Raw genomic sequence first — 20,266 nt, 5'->3', positions numbered from 1 at the left:
GATCAAACCGCTTCAGGCAGGTCACTCGCACAGGAGCTAGACACCACCGAAGGCATAACCCTGGAGTTTGAATAGTGGCGCATTGAGCCTACGCTCGTCGAATGCCGAGCCGCTGTTGCGGTTGAATATTGGGGCAAGAAGAACCCTGAGTTGGCTGCGAAGCAGGTCAGCTCCGTTGAGAGCATCATCCCCGTTTCGTGAGACCAGGTTTTGTGCCCCCGTTGGGCTGCTTGGTGTCAAAGCCCCCGAAAATAAAGACCCCAAATTTTATGCCAGCTCATAACATTACCCGTCTTGCCAATATCTCTTTAAGAGGCATGACGCTGGCCAGTAAATTTTTGCTGATCTTCTTCCTTGCGCGTTTTCTTGAACCAGCTGAGCTAGGGCTGTATGGGTTGCTGGTCGCGACCATCGGTTATGCCTTGTACCTGCTCGGGCTAGATTTCTACACCTTTACTACCCGCGAGATTCTCAAGCGCGAACGTAGTGAGTGGGGCGGCTTGCTGAAGGCTCAGGGCGCACTGGCGTTGCTTCTATATGCGGCCTTCATGCCGTTACTGCTATTGATCTTCAGCACCGATAGCTTGCCCTGGACCGTAGCGGGTTGGTTCTTCGCGCTTCTGATTCTGGAGCATTTAAATCAGGAGCTGATGCGCCTGCTGATAGCTATCTCCGAGCCGTTGCTGGCGAGTCTGGTATTGTTCCTGCGCTCGGGAATCTGGGCGATCGCTGTCACGGTATGGATGTTCGTCACGCCGGAGACGCGTAACCTGGATGCAGTTCTGCTGGCCTGGGCCCTGGGTGGTTTAAGCGCTTTCCTGCTGGCCGTCTGGCGTTTGTATCGATTGAAAATTGGCGGCTGGTGGAAACGGATCGACTGGGCGTGGATCCGTAAGGGTATCAATATTGCCTTGCCTTTACTGATCGCAACTCTTGCGCTGCGCGGACTATTTACGCTGGATCGCTACTGGCTGGAAGCCTTAGCTGGCCTTGAAGTGCTGGGCGTATACGTACTTTTCATGGGTATCGCCAACGCCATGATGTCTTTTCTGGACGCTGGCGTATTCGCCTTTAGTTATCCGGGATTGATCAGCGCTTTCCAGAAACAGAGTACGGATGCATTCCGTCAAGGCGTCAAAAGGCTATTCATCCAAACGACCGGTTTTTCCCTTATCTTTGCCGTGATGGCGCTGTTGTTGATCGGTCCACTGCTGGACTGGCTGGACAAGCCGCTGTATCGAGAACAACAAGGAATGTTCCCTTGGATATTGATGGTAGCGGTGTTGTATGCGCTTAGTATGATTCCGCATTACGCACTCTATGCCCAAGACCAGGATCGCCCGATTATTCGCAGCCATATTGTCAGCTTGACCGTATTTATACCGGCAACTTGGTTATTTTCTAAACAATGGCCACACATTGCCATTCCACTGGGTCTCTGTGTGGCGTTTTTCCTGATATTGCTCTGGAAGTCATTAGCCTATTTCAGGCTCACTCCTGTGCAATATCGCTTACTACAACCCTGAAACTTTTCCAGGCCTCAATCAAAGGTACTGCTGCATGTTCGATAACGCATCCATTCTCATCACCGGTGGCACCGGGTCTTTCGGCAACACCTTTGTGCCGATGGTTCTAGCCAAATACAATCCCAGAAAAGTAATCATCTACTCCCGCGATGAGATGAAGCAGTGGGACATGGCGAAGAAATTTGAGGGTGATCCCCGCGTACGTTTCTTCATCGGTGATGTGCGTGACAGGGATCGCCTTTACCGTGCCCTGGATGGCGTCGACTACGTCGTGCATGCGGCCGCCACCAAGATTGTTCCGACTGCCGAGTACAACCCATTCGAATGCGTCAAGACCAACATCAATGGCGCCATGAACCTGATCGATGCCTGCATCGACAAGGGCATCAAGCGCGTGGTTGCCCTATCCACTGACAAAGCCAGCAGCCCCGTCAATCTGTACGGCGCGACTAAGCTGGCTTCCGATAAGTTATTCGTAGCCGGAAACTCCTATGCCGGTGGGCATAACACTCGTTTTGCTGTCGTGCGCTACGGCAACGTAATGGGCTCGCGTGGTTCAGTGATTCCGTTCTTCATGTCGATCAAGGACAAGGGTGTGTTGCCTGTTACCGACGATCGCATGACGCGCTTCATGATTTCTCTGGAGGAAGGCGTCGAATTGGTTTGGCACGCCTTCGAAGACATGGAAGGCGGCGAGATCTATGTGAAGAAAATTCCGTCCATGAAAGTGACGGATCTGGCTCGTGTAGTTGCGCCCGAAGCCAGGCAGGAAATCATCGGTATTCGTCCCGGGGAGAAGCTTCACGAGCAAATGATCAGCGCGGAGGATTCGTACTACACCTACGAATACCCCGAGCATTACAAGATCCTGCCGGTCATCAACAACTGGTCGACTTGCTCTAAACGCATTAAAGGTGGTACTAAAGTGCCCGAAGGCTTCGTCTATTCCAGCGATAATAATTGCGAGTGGATGAGCGACGAGGAACTGCTAGCCTGGATCGATCGCAACTATGAAAAGATCGGGAGCATCTGAGTAATGATCCCCTATGGTCGTCAGGATATCATCCAAGCCGATATCGATGCGGTTCTTGAAGTACTGAAGTCCGATTTTCTCACCCAGGGACCGATGGTGCCTCGCTTCGAACAGAGAGTGGCGCAGCATGTCGGCGCCGGTCATGCCCTGGCCGTGAACAGTGCCACCTCGGCGCTACATATCGCCTGCCTGGCACTCAAGCTCGGTCCCGGCGACCACTTGTGGACCACGCCGATCACCTTCGTAGCCTCGGCTAATTGCGGCCTATATTGTGGCGCCCAGGTCGATTTCGTTGATATTGACCCACGCTCCTACAACCTATGCCCTCGGGCGCTGGAGCGCAAGCTGGCGCAGGCAGAGCGAGAAGGCAAATTGCCTAAGGTCGTGGTTCCAGTCCATCTCTGTGGCCAGCCCTGTGACATGCAGGCCATCCATGCACTGGCCCAGCGCTATGGCTTCAAGATCATCGAAGACGCCTCCCACGCTATCGGCGGCAAATACCAGGGCGAATTTATTGGCAGCTGTCGCTTCAGCGACATCACCGTGTTCAGCTTCCATCCGGTGAAGATCATCACCACCGCCGAAGGCGGCATGGCGCTGACCAACGATGCCGCGCTGGCCGAACGCATGGCGCTGCTGCGCAGCCACGGCATCACCCGCGATGGGGCGCTGATGACCCACGAGGCCGATGGCCCCTGGTACTACCAGCAGATTGACCTCGGCTTCAATTACCGGATGACCGAGCTGCAAGCAGCATTGGGTATCAGTCAGATGGAGCGCTTGGATCACTACGTCGCGCGACGTCATCAGTTAGCCGGGCGCTATAACGATTTGCTGGTCGATCTGCCCGTGACCATTCCTTGGCAGCATTCGGACGGTTACTCCGGGCTGCATCTATATGTGATCCGCCTACAGTTGGGCAAGTTGCAGAAGAGCCATCGCCAAGTCTTCGAGTCATTGCGCGAACAGGGTGTTGGGGTCAACCTGCATTACATACCGGTGCATACCCAACCGTACTACCAGCGTATGGGATTCAAGCTCGGCGACTTCCCACAGGCGGAAAGTTATTATAACGAAGCGATTAGCCTGCCGATGTTCCAGACCATGAGCGATGAACAGCAGGATCGAGTGACAGCAGCTTTGAGTGAGGTTCTCTATTGAAAAGCGTGGCAGTGTTGCAGGCGCGGACAAACTCTTCACGTCTACCCGGTAAAGTACTTCTTCCTATCAATGGAGTCCCTTTAGTGGTATTGGCGGCCAAACGTGCAGCAAATACCGGTAGACAGGTTGTCGTCGCTACGTCAAATGAGACAAGCGATGACGGTTTAGCAGCAATCGTCGAGCAATATGGTTTGAACTGTTTCAGGGGAAGCCTAGAAAATACCTTGAGAAGGATTGTAGATGCCCTCTCTGAGTATGACGATGAGACTATAGTTTTCCGCTTGACTGCAGATAATGCATTTCCAGATGGGGCGCTGCTTGATGAGATCGAACAGGAGTTCATTGCTGCAAAACTTGATTATATATGCTGCAACGGGGAATCATCTGGGCTTCCATATGGCTTGAGCGCTGAAGTGACTCGATTAGGCCATTTGAGGGAAGCACTAAAGAAGGGTGTCAGTGCTTATGAGCAAGAACATGTAACTCCTTATGTAATTAAGAAGTTTGGTAGGGCTTACTTCAGCAAGTATAAGTATCTTAATAAAGGGCACTATCGTTGCACTATCGACTGCTTCGACGATTATCTGTGTGTCCAAAAAGTTTTTTCAATGTTTGATGATGCTGTTTTTGCCTCGCCTTTCGAGTTGATGGCCGGGTTAGAAGGTGCAGACTATCAACCATCCGGGCTCAAGGCGACTACAAGGCTTGTATTAGGAACAGCTCAGCTTGGTATCGATTACGGTATTGCGAATACAATCGGCAAGCCTAATATAGAGTTGAGTCAGAAGTTAATAAAGACCGCCATAGCGAATGGTGTTGAATTCCTCGATACCGCACATGCATATGGTAATAGCGAAGAGGTTATTGGAAAATCATTGCTGGGGGGGTGGCAGGGGAGGGCAAAGATAATAACTAAACTATCGCCATTGGCTTCCTGTCCACAGCGTGCAACATTAGAGACAGTCAAGGCTTTTGTGGATGCCAGTATTTTCAAATCTTGCTCCAGGCTACGCATACAGAGCCTGGATGTGTTGATGTTGCATCGTGCAAGTCATTTGTACGAATGGAATGGTGCTGCTTGGAATAGACTCTTGGAGTTTAAGCAGATCGGTATGCTCAAGGAGCTTGGTGTGTCTGTGCAGAGTCCAGAGGAGCTAAAGTGGGCTCTGGCGGAGAAAGAAATATCTTTTATTCAAATGCCTCTCAATATTTTAGATTGGCGCTGGGAGGATTGTATTTCTGAAATCCGTATAGCTAAAGCTTCTCGGGGATTGACCATTCATGTGCGGAGTGCGCTTCTGCAGGGACTGTTAGTAAGTAATGATACAGCTTTGTGGAGAAAAGCTAATGTCAAACAGGCTGAAGTGGTAATAAAATGGTTGCAGGATCAGGTTGAGACATGTGGCCGACTTGATGCTGTAGATTTGTGCATAAGTTACTTGAGGGCCCAGGATTGGGTTGATGGCATAGTGGTTGGGCTAGAGTCATTGAGTCAATTGTTTGAGAATATAAAAATATTCTGTCTTTCACCTATGAATGAAGAAAACTTGGCTAAGATTCAAGCGTCCCGGCCAAAATTAGATGAGGCAACTCTCAATCCGGCATATTGGAGGAGGGGATTGAAATGAGCAAAGGCACCGATATCTTTTCCCTTGATGGCAAAGTCGCCCTCGTGACAGGAGCTACAGGCTACCTTGGATCGGCTATTGCTCTTATTCTTGCAGAGGCGGGCGCTAAGGTATTGGCGAATTCGCGCTCTCATGAGCGCAGCGAGTCCCTGGTCAATAAAATCAGAGCAGCAGGGTTTTTGGCTGAACCAGCTGTATTTGACGTGACTTCGAAAGAAAGCATCGACAGTTTTTTTTCTTCATATAAAGATCATCCCTTAGATATATTAATTAATAACGCTTATATAGGGGGGGCTGGTAGCATCGAGTTGTCATCGTCCGACTCCTATGCAGCCAGTTATGAGGTGACGCTCCTTGCGGCCCATAACCTGCTTCAACAGGCGTTACCTTGCCTACGCAAAGCGGTAGAGATATCAGGGGATGCAAGTGTAATAAATATTGCTTCAATGTATGCAATGGTAAGCCCCGATCAACGAATCTATGATCATGCGCAAGCTATAAACCCTCCATTTTATGGGGCCGCCAAAGCAGGATTGCTTCAATGGTCACGTTATGCTGCTTGTGAGTTTGGTCATGAAGCCATAAGAATAAATTGTATATCCCCTGGACCTTTCCCATCTGAGACAGTCCAGCAAGGCAATCCCGATTTTATTAACGAGCTAAGAAAGAGAGTACCCTTGGGGCGTGTCGGTGCTGCAGAAGAGATCAATGGGCCCGTACTTTTTTTAGCCTCATCCGCTTCATCTTTCGTCAGTGGTGCAAATGTCGTTGTTGATGGTGGCTGGACATGCTGGTGAAGCAGTGAAAGAAAGGATGATGGTCGTTTTTCGAGCAGATGCCTCTCTGCAAATCGGTAGTGGGCATGTTATGCGCTGCTTGACTTTGGCTGACGCGCTTAAAGCAAAAGATGTAGAGTGCCATTTTATTTGTCGTGCACACCCAGGCAATCTACTGGACTACATTAAAGATAAGGGTTACAGCACTTATGCTATCCCTATTATGCAGAAGGGTAAGGCAAAGTCGCGAGATGCAAGCCTCTTGCAGCAAACAGAATTAGTTCAATTGTCTCACGCTCATTGGCTGGACGTTTCACAACAGCAGGATGCTGATGAGTGCGTACCGATTCTAAGTGAATTGCAGCCGGACTGGTTGATAGTCGACCACTATGCGTTGGATGCTTGTTGGGAAAGTGCGCTGCAGCCGCACTATCGAAAACTGATGGTTATTGACGACCTGGCTGATCGCCCCCACACATGTGATGTGTTAGTGGATCAGACCTTTGGCCGCAAGGCAGATGACTACCTACCGAAGGTACCGACCGGGTGCAGGGTGCTCTGTGGTTCGCAATACGCTTTGTTGCGCCCTGAGTTTGCCGCACTACGCCAGTACAGCCTCAAGCGTCGAGAAACCCGGCAGATGCAAAGCTTGCTCGTCAACATGGGAGGCGTTGATAGGAACAACGCGACCGGAAAAGTAATGCAGGCGCTTAGGCACTGTGACCTGCCAGTGAGCTGCAGTATCACCGTAGTCATGGGTACTAGCGCTCCTTGGTTGAGTGAGGTGCGATTGCAGGCTGAGCAAATGCCGTGGCCAACAGATATTCGGGTTGGCGTTAGCAATATGGCCCAGTTGATGGCAGACAGTGACTTGGCGATTGGGGCCGCCGGTTCGACTTCTTGGGAGCGCTGTTGTCTAGGGCTGCCTACGGTAATGATCGTTCTCGCGGATAATCAGCGGCAAGTCGCTCAAAGCCTCGAACGGGTTGGCGCTGCAGTGGCAATAGATCAGGAACAGATTGCTGAATCTCTCCCCACTCTGTTGGCCCCGCTGGCGTCATTGTCAATTCCACGGTTGGCCATGGGTCAGGTCGCTGCCGGAATAACTGATGGGTGTGGTGTGACAGCGGTTATTCAATATTTGGACCTCTGAAGTGACTTTGATAGGATCGAATATGCAACGGGTTCGCCCAATGACAAGTGATGATCTGGAACTGGTGCTGGCTTGGCGCAACCACGAAGAGGTCCGTCCCTACATGTATACGCAACATGAAATCAGTTTTTCTGAGCACGCTTCCTGGTTTGAGCGGGTGTCCCAAGACCCCAATCGTCATCTACTAATTTTTGAAGGTAATGGAGCCCCACTTGGCTTTATCAATATTCATCAGATAGCTCTTGGTGGCATAGCCGACTGGGGTTTTTACACGGATCCGGCTGCCCCGAAAGGCACTGGGGGGAAGCTCGGCCAAGCGGCCTTGAAATACGCTTTCATCCATGCAGGGCTGCATAAAATTTGTGGTCAGGCATTAATTTACAATGAGCGCTCAATAAAATTTCACCTGCGTTTAGGCTTTCAGCAGGAAGGAATTCAGCGTGACCAGCACTTCGATGGCCAGAAATATCACAATGTTGTGTGCTTTGGCCTGCTGGCCTCCGAATGGCAAATGAGTATTTAAGAGATCTGACTATGTCAATTTTACCCGCTATTAATATTGCCGGCCGTCGTATTGCTACGGATGTACCACCTTATATCATTGCCGAGCTTTCTGCTAATCATAATGGCAAGTTAGAGACGGCGTTGAAAATCATCGAAGAAGCCAAAAAAGCCGGGGCCGATGCGATTAAGCTGCAGACTTATACGGCTGATACCATCACGCTTGATTGTGATTCCGAAGAGTTTCAGATTCATGGTGGATTGTGGGGGGGCAAAACGCTCTATCAGCTTTACCAAGAAGCTCATATGCCTTGGGATTGGCATAAACCATTGTTCGAACATGCGCGCAAGATGGAGATCACCATCTTCAGCTCGCCATTCGACAATAGTGCTGTCGATTTGCTGGAGGATTTGAATGCGCCTGCCTATAAAATCGCATCATTCGAAGCGGTTGATTTGCCTCTTATCAAATATGTGGCCAGCACAGGCAAACCGATGATTATTTCCACCGGCATGGCAGATGCCGAAGAAATTCAAGAAGCCATTGACGCTGCACTCGCGGGCGGTTGTAAAGAATTAGCCATATTGCATTGTGTAAGTGGCTATCCTGCGCCTGCAGAAGATTACAATCTGCGGATCATATCCGACATGGTGCAGCGTTTTGGTTTAGTCACCGGTCTGTCCGACCATACACTGGATAATACTACAGCCATTGCCAGCGTGGCATTGGGGGCTTCTATTATTGAGAAGCACGTTACCCTTGATCGTAGTGGCGGAGGTCCTGATGATAGCTTCTCTCTGGAGCCTAAGGAGTTAGCGGAGCTATGCAAGAACAGTAGTGTTGCGTGGAGCGCATTAGGGAAAATCGATTACGGAAGAAAGTCGAGCGAGCAAGGCAATGTTAAATTCAGAAGATCACTATACTTTGTGAAAGCGTTGAAGAAAGGTGAGACAATTACTGCCGATTCAATAAGGAGTGTTCGGCCGGGATTCGGCTTAGCTCCGAAATATATAGAAAATTTAATTGGTTGTTCTGTTGCGTCAGACGTTAAAGCCAATACTGCGGTGAGTGATGAACTAGTAGCTATGCCATAATTTGGTGCGCGAACCTCAACAAATTAGCATTGCGCTGAATCGGAATAAGTATGTTAAAGCCAGATGAGTCGCTGTTGCTGGACTTTTTAAGGGGGGGGAGTGCTGTTCTTGTCTTGGTTGCACATGTTCAGCAAATTTTGATAAATCCTAGCTGGATGCCGTTTTCGCTGAATGAGAGAAGTGACGTTGTGTCATTCATATATTCGCAGATTGGTGCCCTTGGTGTAATGATTTTCTTTGTGTTGAGTGGTTTTTTAATAACATATTCGATTGATGATAATTTAAAGAAAAACAGATATCAGAAGTTTGATGCTGCTAAGTATTTTAAGAGTCGGCTGAGAAGGTTGCTTCCACCATTGTTTTTTAGCCAGGGGCTGGTTTTACTAGTTTTTGGGTTGCTTTATTTTTTTGATGCAAATAGTTCTACGTTTTTTGCAACGGGAAAAGAATTATATTTGGCACGAAGTAAATTGGAGTTCAATGTTGTTGACTACCTTGGAAGCTTCTTTTTTTTAAATACTATTATTGATGACGTTAGTAGCCCAATTATAAATGGCCCATTGTGGTCCGTCGCACAAGAATTTTGGTTTTATGTGATTGCTGGATTGCTTGTATTGTCTTTCTATAATAGGAAGGTATTAGTCGCTCTTGCAATTGTACTGACGTTCCTTATATCTCAGGGAAGTGTGTTTTTTTTATATGGTTTTGGAGTGTGGTTATTTGGTTGTTTGGCTGCGGTTCTTCACATTAAGAAATTCTATGAACGCAAGACTGTGATCGTCATGACCATATGTTTAATTACATTCTTTATGTGGAGTGTATTGATCTACTTGAATGAGAGCTCATTTATTAGGGCGCGTCATAAGTTTGTCTTTGGGGTCGCCTTTTCATTTATTTTGCTGTTGCTGTTAAATGCTAATTCTCTAGTGAGAGCGGCGGCACGTTTGTGGCTGGTCAAGAAAATTGCTGGCCAGGCGGGGTTTTCTTACACGCTCTATCTGATTCACTTCCCATTACTTCTATTCATATGGGTGTTCACAAATAAGTATGTTCAAGGCGATATTCTATTAGCATTCTCTCTGGCTTCAGTATCTGTTGTTCTAGTGATGTGGGTTTCTGCAAAGGCTTCAAACTTGATTGAAGGGGATGCGAAGATGAAGGCTCGGCAACGCTATTTATCTCCAACATTACCTGATACCTTTTCAGCTTCAGAAAGCTCTAATGGGATAGACGTCAAGTTGTGAGGACGGCATGGATTTAAAAAACTCAGGAAGAGGTTGATGCAGTGTATGCGATTTAAACAATCGACCAGGAAAAACATTAGGCTTTGAAGCGCCAGTAAATTTAATGCAGATTCATTTGACAGCTCAGGCTGCATGAGCGATTTTCGCTTCAAAGTTGAACCCGCAAAATGAAAATTTAGTGGCGCTAAATTTTATTAAAGGTTAGATTTATGTTGAACCTGAACCAAGTTGTAAATATTTTGTGCTATGTGCGGCCATGGAATGTTGATCAGTTTCGTTCTTTGGCGAAGAATATTTTCTCTGAGGCTTCAGTTGAGTGCTGTAGCGAGCACGAGGCCGTCGACGGCGTAGGCCTACGTGCCACTTATTATATAAATCTTGAGGGCAAGTCGGAGATGGCATTAAAAGGAGTCGATATGACGTCTGATGACATCCGAGACATGATTGCTCGCTGTAGGCTTCTCAGAAAACTTCCGGTGGCCGTGGCGAAAAAACATCTGTTTGCAATGGCTATTGCGGTAAAGAGCATATTAGAGGAAAGAAAACCACAGATTGTGCTTTCAACCACTGTGGATTCATACATTATCGATTTGTTGCGCTATTTTAGTGAGCGCATGGATATTAAGTTTATTGCTTTGGTGCCGACCTTTGTCAATGGCTATTTTCGTGTCACTTCACGTGGGGAGATGAGTCTGAATCCTCAGTATGACCTTTCTGTTATAAGTGACTTGAGGCATAAATTGCTGGATCCACTTTATAGTCCGGCATTTAATGCGAAGGCTCTTTCCAACCCCAAGGCAGGTGTTTTAAAACGCTGGGCAGCAAATATAGCAAGAGTGCCATATTTTTTTGCGAAGCGTTATATAACGGGAGATCGATATAATTACCACTACTGGGCCTCTCAGCTTGTTGCGATGGAGCAGTTCAATGCTTTTTTACCGAGTGAGCCTGGTAATCCAAGTTGGGAAGTTGAGTTGGAAAAGGATTCCCGGCCTGCAATTTATATTCCTCTCCAGATGTTTCCTGAGTGCACGGTTGATTACTGGAGCGAAGAGGTAAGTGTTGTTGACTATTACGGGGTGCTTGAGCGCTTGATAGAAAAGCATCATGTTGCATTTAACATATTTATTAAAGAGCATCCTTCCGTTATGGGAGCAAGGCCTGCTGGATTTTATAAAAAAATTCAAAATGATGCGCGAGTTACAATTATTCCTACATATACACCATCAAATCTTGTCCTAGATAGAATGCAAGGTGTTGTAGTTTGGACTGGGACGGTCGGGTTTGAGTCTGCGCTTAGAGGGAAGGCTGTCTTCACGTTGTGTGAACCTTACTATGTCTGTGGTAAGAGGTTTTTGAAGATAACAGAGAATACTGATAGTAAAACAATGCTATCGCATGTGGATGCAATGGGAAGTATTGAGGTTGCAATTGAAGAACAGGAAGAGTTATTGGCTCGGCTTGTCCAACAATTGTTTCAGGGGGTTTTTAAAAATAATGGTACTTGGAGTTTAGATAATATGAAAGATTTAGAAGATGCCCAGACTATGGCTATTTCATTGCGCCCTTTGCTCTCTTCGTGATGAGTGTGGTGATTGGAGTGCGTCATGATATGCCTGTAGCTGGGTGTGAGGTGCGCGGTTCCTTGATGGCCTGATGCGTCTTTAGTGACAGGCTTTATGAGTGCGTCGCTTGTTGTCGAACTCAATGCTGTCTTATTTGTTAGGCTATAGGCGCGCGTGACGATATGAATGTAAAAGTAAATTAGGGATGATAGGTGTGAATGTGAAAGTAAATAGAGTCGGCGTCGCTCTTCTTCTGCAAGCATTTTTCTTGCCATGGCTTGCGTTTATTGTGCTGCGCTATTTGGGGCCCGTAACTTATCCGTCAGTTGATGGGTTTTCTTTTTTGTTTTTGGCGATTTTTATGTTGCCCTTCTTTTTATTGTTGCCATTTCTTTTAGTAAGCAAAAAGGTTGTTGTTAGAGAAGTGTCTGGCGTTTGGGTGAGTAATCCACTTGCCGAAGGAAGGGGGTTTAGTGTCGTAATTTTATTGGTTTTTATTTATTTTTTTGCTGTAGTACTGGATAAGATTGTGTTGTCTAACGTTTTGACCGTCGGGATTACGGAGGCGCGCTATGCAGCAATGGTTGATGGCCCCCGAGGGTCGCTGTTGGGGGCGGTCCATTATCTCCTTGCCGGTGCTCCTGTGCTTCTTGCGTGTCTACTCTTATCAAGGAGCAGGTGGCAGAAAGGAGGTGTTTTAGAATTTTGCCTATGGGTTTTGGTGGTTGTGTGTTTTGCCAGTTTTTTTCTGTCTGGAGGAAGGAATAGTTATGTTGTTGGAGTGGTTTTTATCTTGTTTTATTTTTCCCTAGAAAAGAAGCGGAGTGTTGGAGGTGAGGGTAGTGAGGGAGGCCGAAATTTAAGGTTTCCGCTATGGATAAAAGTCTTCTCAGTTTTTGGTTTTTTTTATGTGTTGTATATTTTCGTTGAGCGAGCAGAAATAAGAGGAACAAATTTAGAGGGGGCTGTTTTTGCGTTGGCTAAGAACTACAATGTTGACGTGGTGGTGCCGGAATGGATTCCCGGTGCTTTTCTACAGATTTATTATTGTTTTTTGTTTCTAGTGTTTTATGTGACGCACTCTCTTTCTTATCTTTCGTCATATTTTGAGCTGGGCTATTCTCCGAACATTGGGGGGGGGTACTCTTTTTCCGTTGTATTTAGAATTATTGATGTACTCTTCGGGACAAGTTATGTTCCTGATGCACTCGATCAGTTAATTATACCTGGAGTTTACCTAACTCTTCCGGGAACGATGTATGTGGATTTTGGGTTGTTTGGTGCGTTTTTAGCTGGGATTTTGCTTGCATTTCTTTCTTTGGTTTATGTCAGTAGAGCTCTGAGGCGTGGGGGGTGGAGTTTGTTAGCAGGTGCGTATCTTCTTACTTTACTAGCTTTGTCACCCATCTTTAGTATTACTAATGTTGGTAATGGGTTTTCAACTTTGATGATTATTATTTTTCTCTCTTTCTGGAATAGGCGACGATCTCTTTCTCGTAGTTCGGCGCGACTCTTGGTCTCTGATTGAGGCGGACTTTCCTATAGAGAGGGTGGTTCACGATTTCGGGTTGCCAGAAAAGTAATAGATTTGTCGAGAGGTATTCTTGCCTAGGACGAAATGAATTGTTCTTTTGGAGGATGTAATGAAAAAAGCTCTAATTACAGGTGTCACTGGGCAGGATGGTTCCTATCTTGCTGAGTTTCTTCTGGAGAAAGGTTATGAGGTGCATGGCATAAAACGTCGTGCTTCATCGTTCAACACCCAGCGCGTGGATCATATCTATCAGGATCCTCATGTGGAAAATCAGCGTTTCGTGCTTCATTACGGTGATTTGACCGACTCCTCCAATCTCACGCGTATCATTCAGGAAGTACAGCCGGACGAAGTGTATAACCTGGGAGCTCAGTCCCATGTGGCGGTGAGTTTCGAATCTCCCGAATACACCGCAGATGTGGATGCCATGGGCACCTTACGGATTCTGGAGGCCATTCGCTTGTTGGGGCTGGAGAAGAAAACCCGTTTCTATCAGGCCTCTACTTCTGAACTCTACGGTTTAGTGCAGGAAACTCCCCAGAAGGAAACTACGCCCTTCTATCCGCGTTCGCCATATGCGGTTGCCAAGCTCTATGCTTATTGGATCACGGTCAATTACCGAGAAGCTTACGGTATGTATGCCTGTAATGGCATTCTGTTCAATCACGAGTCGCCGCGTCGTGGTGAAACCTTCGTCACCCGTAAAATCACCCGCGCGCTAGCCAATATCGGGCAGGGTCTCGAGAAATGTTTGTTCTTGGGCAATATGGATGCGTTACGTGACTGGGGCCATGCCAAGGATTATGTGCGCATGCAATGGATGATGCTGCAACAGGATCAACCGGAAGACTTTGTGATTGCTACGGGCGTGCAGTATACGGTGCGCGAATTTGTTCGTTGGTCAGCTGCTGAACTGGGTATCAGCCTGCGTTTTGAAGGGGAGGGAGTGAGCGAGCAAGCCTTCGTCGAGAGCATTGACGGAGACAACGCACCAGCACTTAAGGTGGGTGATGTGATCGTTTCTGTCGATCCCCGCTACTTCCGTCCGACTGAAGTGGAGACTCTGCTCGGAGATCCGTCCAAAGCCAAGAGCAAACTCGGTTGGGTTCCGGAAATTACCGTGCAGGAAATGTGTGCGGAGATGGTGCGTGAAGACCTTGAGGTGGCCCAGCGTCATGCCTTGCTCAAACAGCATGGACATGATGTGCCTGTTGCATTGGAGAACTAACAGTGGCGGATGATCTGAACCAAACTATTTTCGTTGCCGGTCATCGCGGGATGGTTGGCTCCGCCATAGTCCGTCGCCTTAGGGGTTTGGGCTATAGCAATATACTCACTGCTGGCCGAGATGAACTGGACTTGTTGGATCAGCGTGCAGTACAGGCTTTCTTCTCGATAAATCGAATCGCCCAGGTGTATTTAGCTGCCGCCAAGGTAGGTGGGATTCATGCCAACAACACTTACCCTGCTGATTTTATCTACGAAAATCTGATCATCGAGACGAATATCATTCAGGTGGCACATCAGACCGGTGTGCAGAAGCTCCTGTTTCTCGGCTCTTCGTGCATTTACCCTAAGCATGCTGAGCAGCCTATGAAAGAAGAGGCGCTCCTTACCGGTGCTCTCGAACCGACCAATGAGCCTTATGCCATTGCCAAAATTGCCGGGATCAAGCTGTGTGAAAGCTATAACCGCCAGCATGGCCGCGACTACCGCAGTGTGATGCCGACGAATCTCTATGGTCCCCATGACAATTTTCATCCAGAAAACAGCCATGTGATTCCGGCGCTGTTGCGCCGTTTCCATGACGCAGTACTGCGAGGTGATCAGGAGGTAGTGATTTGGGGGAGCGGTACGCCCATGCGTGAGTTCCTGCATGTCGATGATATGGCCACCGCCAGCATCCACGTCATGCAACTGGATGACGTGACTTATCAGGCTCATACCCAGCCGATGCTCTCGCATATCAATGTGGGCACTGGGGTGGACTGCACTATTCGCGAATTGGCGGAAGCCATTGTCAAGGTGACTGGCTTCAAGGGCAGTTTAACTTTCGATAGCGGCAAGCCCGATGGTGCTCCCCGTAAGTTGATGGATGTTTCCCGTTTGAAAGCGCTAGGTTGGGAAGCGTCCATTGGTCTGGAGGAGGGGCTACACGATGCCTATCAGTGGTTCCTTGACCATCAAGACCAATTTCGGGGCCAAGTGTAGTGTTTCTTGACCAAGCTTCCTTCCGTACGGTGGTCGCGGCAACTCCGTTGGTGTCCATCGATCTGTTAGTGCAAAACGCCGAAGGCGAAGTCCTGCTTGGTCAGCGCCTGAACCGCCCCGCCCAAGGATACTGGTTCGTACCGGGCGGGCGGATTCTGAAAAGTGAGACCCTTGATGTGGCTTTTACGCGGTTGACGCAGATGGAGCTAGGCACCTGTTTCGCACGTAACGAGGCTGATTTCATGGGAGTATATGAGCATTTTTATACCGACAGCGTATTCGGAGCGAGCCCTGACACCCACTACGTCGTGCTCTGCTATCATTTACAGTTACCAACTGAGGTGCGACTTGCGCTGCCTCAAACCCAACACGGACACTTCCGCTGGTGGTCATTAGATGAAATGCGGTTGAATGTCGCTGTGCATGAAAACACTCGTGCTTATTTGCCAGCGTTGCCGCAAGCTGACGATTTGAGCAAGGGGTGTTGATGATGCTACTTCCTGTAATTATGGCCGGTGGGTCCGGCTCTCGCTTATGGCCCTTGTCCCGTCAATTGAATCCCAAGCAGTTCTTGGCGCTGGCTGATAATCTCACCATGCTGCAAGCCACGATTGCGCGCCTTGAGGGAGTGATCCATTCTGTACCTTGTCTGATTTGTAATGAACAACATCGTTTTCTGGCGGCTGAACAATTGCGCCAGATGGGCCTTGAGGCTGCGGAGATTCTGTTGGAGCCAGAGGGACGTAATACCGCACCAGCGATTGCCTTGGCAGCCTTGAATGCAACAGCCAACGGTGATGATCCTATCTTACTAACACTGGCGGCGGATCACCTAATTCGTAATGTGCCGGCTTTTCATAGGGCAATTCAAGTTGCCCTTCCGCTTGCAGAAGCGGGCAAACTGGTGACCTTTGGCATTGTGCCTACGCATCCAGAAACGGGCTATGGGTATATTCAACGCGGAACCAGCCTAGATCAGCATAGCTTTACTGTTGCCCGCTTTGTCGAAAAGCCGAACGTTGAGACTGCTAATGGGTATGTCGACAGCGGTGAGTATTTTTGGAATAGCGGCATGTTCATGTTCCGTGCCAGTCGCTACCTGGATGAACTCAGGCATTTCCAGCCCGATATACTAGAGGCGTGTCGTGAGGCTTTGCTCAAGAGTGAGCATGATATACATTTTATCCGGGTTGATAGTGACGCCTTTGTTGCATGTCCGGAAAACTCGATTGACTATGCGGTTATGGAAAAAACCGAGAGTGCAGCCATGGTGACACTCGATGCTGGCTGGAGTGATATTGGATCTTGGTCAGCGCTGCGGGATGTCAGTGGTAAGGATGCCAATGGGAATGTACTGAAAGGTGACGTACTTTATGAAAGTACTCAGAACTCTTTGGTATATGCGGAAAATCGGCTCGTAGCGACAGTTGGCGTGGATGATTTGGTCATAGTGGAAACCAAGGACGCTGTGTTGGTGGCCCATAAGAACAAGGTGCAAGATGTCAAAAAGATCGTCGAACAAATCAAAGTGCAAGGACGTAACGAGCACTTCAATCACCGTGAGGTGTATCGCCCCTGGGGTGTCTATGACTGCATCGACAATGGTGAGCGTTATCAAGTCAAGCGAATTACTGTAAGGCCGGGAGCCAAGCTATCCGTGCAGATGCATCACCACCGGGCTGAACATTGGATTGTGGTGAGTGGTACCGCAAAAGTGACCAATGGTGAGAAGACGTATCTCATGACAGAAAACCAATCGACGTTTATCCCAATTGGCCAAGTCCATGCTTTGGAAAATCCTGGCAAGATTCCGCTAGAGCTGATTGAAGTGCAGTCTGGTTCTTATTTGGGCGAAGACGATATCGTGCGCTTTGAAGATCGCTATGGTCGAACTTAGCTGCAGTTACTTTAGGTGAGAGTTGATTTTGAAAATTTCTATTATCACTGTTTGCTATAACAGTGAGACTACTATACGAGACACCATTGAGTCAGTCCTTTCGCAGAGCTATTCGGACATCGAATATATTATCGTGGATGGGGCCTCGAAAGATGGCACAATGACGATTGTGAACGAGTACAAAGATCGCATTGCAACGATTGTCAGTGAGCCTGATAACGGTATCTATGACGCCATGAATAAAGGGATCGAACTGGCAAGCGGAGATTTTATAGGGATACTCAATTCAGATGATATTTTTGCAAGCACGTGCGCAGTAAGTGATATGTCTGAGTTTCTAGCCGCTAGTCCGCAGCTTGATGGCGCTTATGCTGATTTGGTTTTTGTTCGGCGCGAGCATATTGATGATATCACTCGCACCTATTCATCAAAGAACTTTTCTCCTTGGAAAATTCGTTTCGGTTTTATGTGTCCGCACCCTACTTTTTATGTAAAGCGTAGATTCTTTGATGAGTTGGGCTCTTATAAGCTTGGTTACCGTGTGTCGGCTGATTTTGAATTGATGGCGCGATTCATGAAGCACGGCGTAAGGCTCGGTAGAAATCCTCGTGTAATGGTAAAGATGCGAGATGGGGGGATTAGCACGACGGGGTTTTGGTGGTGTATTCATCAAAATATGGAGATTGTACGGGCCTGCAAAGAAAATGGTATATACACCAATATTTTTATGGTGGCACTCAAGGTTCCATTTAAATTAATTAGCTATTTTAAAAGGTAATTGAATATGCCTGCTTTGTTGCTGACGGGAGGGACTGGGTTTGTGGGTCTGGCGCTGATCCATCGCTTACTAGAGAATGGCCACAATTCGCTTGTTGCTGCTATACGTCGTCCGTCTGTTGATTTTTCTTCGAATGTACTTAGTGTTCAGGTTGGTGATCTTTCTGCAAATACCGATTGGTCGGCTGCCCTTGTTGGGGTCAAAGTTGTTATTCATGCTGCAGGCCGGGCCCATGTATTGAATGATGTCGCTGATGATCCGCTTGCTGAGTTTCGCCATGTAAACGTTAGAGGCACCTTGGCACTTGCACAGCAAGCAGTACAAGCTGGTGTTAAGCGCTTTATTTTTATTAGTTCAATTGGTGTGAATGGTAATCAGAGTTCTCGCCCGTTTACTGTAGAAGACGTGCCAAGTCCGGCAGAGCCTTATGCAGTTTCCAAGTATGAGGCTGAGTTGGCATTACATCAGTTAGCGACAGAGACGGGTATAGAAGTGGTAATTATCCGACCTCCATTGGTTTATGGTCCTAACGCTCCGGGTAATTTTAATCGCTTAATAAAAATTGTTAGCAGCGGGGTTCCCCTGCCCTTGGGTGCCACTCGTAACCGTCGCAGTCTAGTTGCCCTAGATAACTTGGTGGACCTGATTGCGACCTGCGTCGACCACCCTGCCGCAGCCAACCAGACCTTTCTGGTCAGCGACGGTGAGGATCTGTCGACTACCGAGTTGTTGCGCAGGATGGGCTCTGCCTTGGGTAAGCCCGCACGGTTATTGCCGGTGCCTTGCTGGATGCTCGAAGCGGGCGCAGCGATGCTCGGGAAGAGAGCGCTATCCCAGCGACTGTGTGGCTCGCTACAAGTCGATATCAGCAAGACACGTGAGTTACTCAACTGGACCCCGCCGGTCAGCGTCGATGAGGCGCTGCACAAGACGGCCAAGCATTTTCTGGAACAGCATAGCAAATGACTATCTGGTGGTTGCTGCCGGCCGTGGCCGGCGTTTCGCTTTTTATGACCGGCGCGTTGCGTCGTTACGCCTTGGCCCGCAGCCTGATGGATATCCCCAATGCGCGCAGCTCGCACTCGGAGCCGACGCCCCGCGGTGGTGGGGTGGCCATCGTGCTGGCTTTTCTGGTGGCTTTGCCGGTTTTGGCCTTTGCCAATATATTGCCCTGGGCTGTGATGTGGGGTCTGTTGGGGGCGGGTGCTGGCGTGGCTGTGATTGGTTTTTTGGATGACCACGGCCATATTCCCGCGCGTTGGCGGGTATTGGGTCACTTTGCCGGGGCCATTTGGGCATTGTTTTGGTTGGGCGGGCTGCCGCCGTTGAGCCTGTTCGGCATGAGCCTCGATCTGGGTTGGTTTGGCCATGCACTGGCCGCGGTCTACCTGGTGTGGTTGTTGAACCTCTACAACTTCATGGATGGCATCGATGGCATTGCCAGTGTCGAGGCTATTTGTGTGTGCCTGGGTGGGGCACTGTTGTACGCGATGCTGGGCTTCTCGGGCTCGGCACAGCCTACGGCTGGGGTCATGCCGATGCTGTTGGCGGCCGCGGTGGCGGGCTTCCTGTACTGGAACTTCCCGCCGGCACGGATCTTCATGGGCGATGCGGGCAGTGGTTTCCTAGGAATCGCTCTCGGGGTGTTGTCCCTGCAGGCAGCCTGGGTGGCGCCCGAGCTGCTGTGGAGCTGGCTGATTCTGCTCGGGGTTTTTGTGCTGGATGCGACCTGGACCTTGATGCGCCGTTTGCTGCGCGGGGACAAAGTGTATGAGGCGCATCGCAGCCATGCCTATCAGTACGCATCGCGCCAGTTCGGCAAGCATTTACCGGTGACCTTGGCGGTGCTGGGGATCAATCTGTTTTGGTTGCTGCCGATCGCCATCTGGGTTGGGCTCGGTGGGCTAGATGGCTTGCTGGGCTTGTTGGTTGCCTATCTGCCGCTTGTGGTGCTGGCGATGAAGTTCAGGGCAGGGGAACGGGAGTAGGGAATGCTTCAGTGTGTTCTCGCAGAATTATTGCGGTTGGTGAAATGATTAGGGACGCACCCTCCCTGTAGGAGCTGGCTTGCTGGCGAACCACTGCGGTCGTCTGGTTGAATGCATCGCTAGCAAGCTGGCTCCTACAGGGTTGAGGTTTCTCCTGTAAGAGAGGGGCGGTTACA

General features: G+C 48.9%; 18 protein-coding genes. All 18 read left to right on the top strand.

What is annotated here, in order from left to right; all coding sequences use genetic code 11:
- Positions 1–269 precede the first annotated feature (269 nt).
- The 18 genes from PP263_RS06840 to PP263_RS06755 all read left to right on the top strand — a co-directional run bounded on the left by PP263_RS06840 (position 270) and on the right by PP263_RS06755 (position 20,090).
- Entirely contained in the window at positions 270–1,526 is a 1,257-nt protein-coding gene (locus tag PP263_RS06840; protein ID WP_308367627.1) for a hypothetical protein, read from the top strand.
- 34 nt (positions 1,527–1,560) lie between these two features.
- Positions 1,561–2,559 (top strand): UDP-N-acetylglucosamine 4,6-dehydratase (inverting), encoded by a 999-nt coding sequence (gene pseB / locus PP263_RS06835; RefSeq protein WP_308367625.1) that lies wholly within the window; start codon positions 1,561–1,563, stop codon positions 2,557–2,559.
- A gap of 3 nt (positions 2,560–2,562) precedes the next feature.
- Positions 2,563–3,720 carry a UDP-4-amino-4,6-dideoxy-N-acetyl-beta-L-altrosamine transaminase gene (pseC, locus tag PP263_RS06830; protein WP_308367624.1) on the top strand — a complete coding sequence of 386 codons (1,158 nt, stop codon included), beginning with the start codon at positions 2,563–2,565 and terminating at the stop codon, positions 3,718–3,720.
- 5 nt (positions 3,721–3,725) lie between these two features.
- Positions 3,726–5,348 (top strand): aldo/keto reductase, encoded by a 1,623-nt coding sequence (locus PP263_RS06825; protein ID WP_308368579.1) that lies wholly within the window; start codon positions 3,726–3,728, stop codon positions 5,346–5,348.
- Positions 5,345–6,145, top strand: a complete 801-nt coding sequence (locus PP263_RS06820; RefSeq protein WP_308367623.1) for an SDR family oxidoreductase — start codon at positions 5,345–5,347, stop codon at positions 6,143–6,145. Before PP263_RS06825 ends, PP263_RS06820 begins: the two co-directional genes overlap by 4 nt.
- Entirely contained in the window at positions 6,111–7,277 is a 1,167-nt protein-coding gene (gene pseG, locus PP263_RS06815) for a UDP-2,4-diacetamido-2,4,6-trideoxy-beta-L-altropyranose hydrolase (RefSeq protein WP_308367622.1), read from the top strand. Before PP263_RS06820 ends, pseG begins: the two co-directional genes overlap by 35 nt.
- Positions 7,278–7,317: 40 nt before the next feature.
- Complete coding sequence (pseH, locus tag PP263_RS06810) at positions 7,318–7,800, top strand: UDP-4-amino-4,6-dideoxy-N-acetyl-beta-L-altrosamine N-acetyltransferase (RefSeq protein ID WP_308367621.1); 483 nt, start codon at positions 7,318–7,320, stop codon at positions 7,798–7,800.
- 11 nt (positions 7,801–7,811) lie between these two features.
- Positions 7,812–8,873 (top strand): pseudaminic acid synthase, encoded by a 1,062-nt coding sequence (gene pseI, locus PP263_RS06805; RefSeq protein ID WP_308367620.1) that lies wholly within the window; start codon positions 7,812–7,814, stop codon positions 8,871–8,873.
- Positions 8,874–8,923: 50 nt separating this feature from the next.
- Positions 8,924–10,117 (top strand): acyltransferase, encoded by a 1,194-nt coding sequence (locus PP263_RS06800; RefSeq protein WP_308367619.1) that lies wholly within the window; start codon positions 8,924–8,926, stop codon positions 10,115–10,117.
- Positions 10,118–10,326: 209 nt separating this feature from the next.
- Positions 10,327–11,700, top strand: coding sequence for a hypothetical protein (locus PP263_RS06795; protein WP_308367617.1), 1,374 nt, complete (start codon positions 10,327–10,329; stop codon positions 11,698–11,700).
- Positions 11,701–11,896: 196 nt separating this feature from the next.
- On the top strand, positions 11,897–13,210 hold the full coding sequence (locus tag PP263_RS06790; RefSeq protein ID WP_308367616.1) for an oligosaccharide repeat unit polymerase: 1,314 nt from the start codon (positions 11,897–11,899) through the stop codon (positions 13,208–13,210).
- A gap of 115 nt (positions 13,211–13,325) precedes the next feature.
- Complete coding sequence (gene gmd / locus PP263_RS06785) at positions 13,326–14,444, top strand: GDP-mannose 4,6-dehydratase (RefSeq protein WP_308367615.1); 1,119 nt, start codon at positions 13,326–13,328, stop codon at positions 14,442–14,444.
- Positions 14,445–14,446: 2 nt separating this feature from the next.
- Complete coding sequence (locus tag PP263_RS06780; protein ID WP_308367614.1) at positions 14,447–15,427, top strand: GDP-L-fucose synthase; 981 nt, start codon at positions 14,447–14,449, stop codon at positions 15,425–15,427.
- Positions 15,427–15,915, top strand: coding sequence for a GDP-mannose mannosyl hydrolase (locus PP263_RS06775; protein ID WP_308367613.1), 489 nt, complete (start codon positions 15,427–15,429; stop codon positions 15,913–15,915). Before PP263_RS06780 ends, PP263_RS06775 begins: the two co-directional genes overlap by 1 nt.
- A 2-nt stretch (positions 15,916–15,917) precedes the next feature.
- On the top strand, positions 15,918–17,324 hold the full coding sequence (locus tag PP263_RS06770) for a mannose-1-phosphate guanylyltransferase/mannose-6-phosphate isomerase (RefSeq protein WP_308368578.1): 1,407 nt from the start codon (positions 15,918–15,920) through the stop codon (positions 17,322–17,324).
- A gap of 22 nt (positions 17,325–17,346) precedes the next feature.
- Complete coding sequence (locus PP263_RS06765) at positions 17,347–18,102, top strand: glycosyltransferase family 2 protein (RefSeq protein ID WP_308367612.1); 756 nt, start codon at positions 17,347–17,349, stop codon at positions 18,100–18,102.
- A gap of 6 nt (positions 18,103–18,108) precedes the next feature.
- The gene (locus PP263_RS06760; RefSeq protein WP_308367611.1) at positions 18,109–19,068 is read left to right on the top strand and encodes an SDR family oxidoreductase; all 960 of its coding nucleotides are present in this window, start codon (positions 18,109–18,111) and stop codon (positions 19,066–19,068) included.
- The gene (locus tag PP263_RS06755; protein WP_308367610.1) at positions 19,065–20,090 is read left to right on the top strand and encodes a glycosyltransferase family 4 protein; all 1,026 of its coding nucleotides are present in this window, start codon (positions 19,065–19,067) and stop codon (positions 20,088–20,090) included. The genes PP263_RS06760 and PP263_RS06755 overlap by 4 nt, the downstream gene beginning before the upstream one ends.
- The last annotated feature ends 176 nt before the right edge of the window (positions 20,091–20,266 follow it).

The sequence above is a fragment of the Microbulbifer sp. TB1203 genome, assembly GCF_030997045.1.
In the GTDB taxonomy this organism is placed as follows: Bacteria; Pseudomonadota; Gammaproteobacteria; order Pseudomonadales; family Cellvibrionaceae; genus Microbulbifer.
Note: the sequence above shows the minus strand (reverse complement) of the source record. Positions and strands in the feature narration are given on the sequence as shown.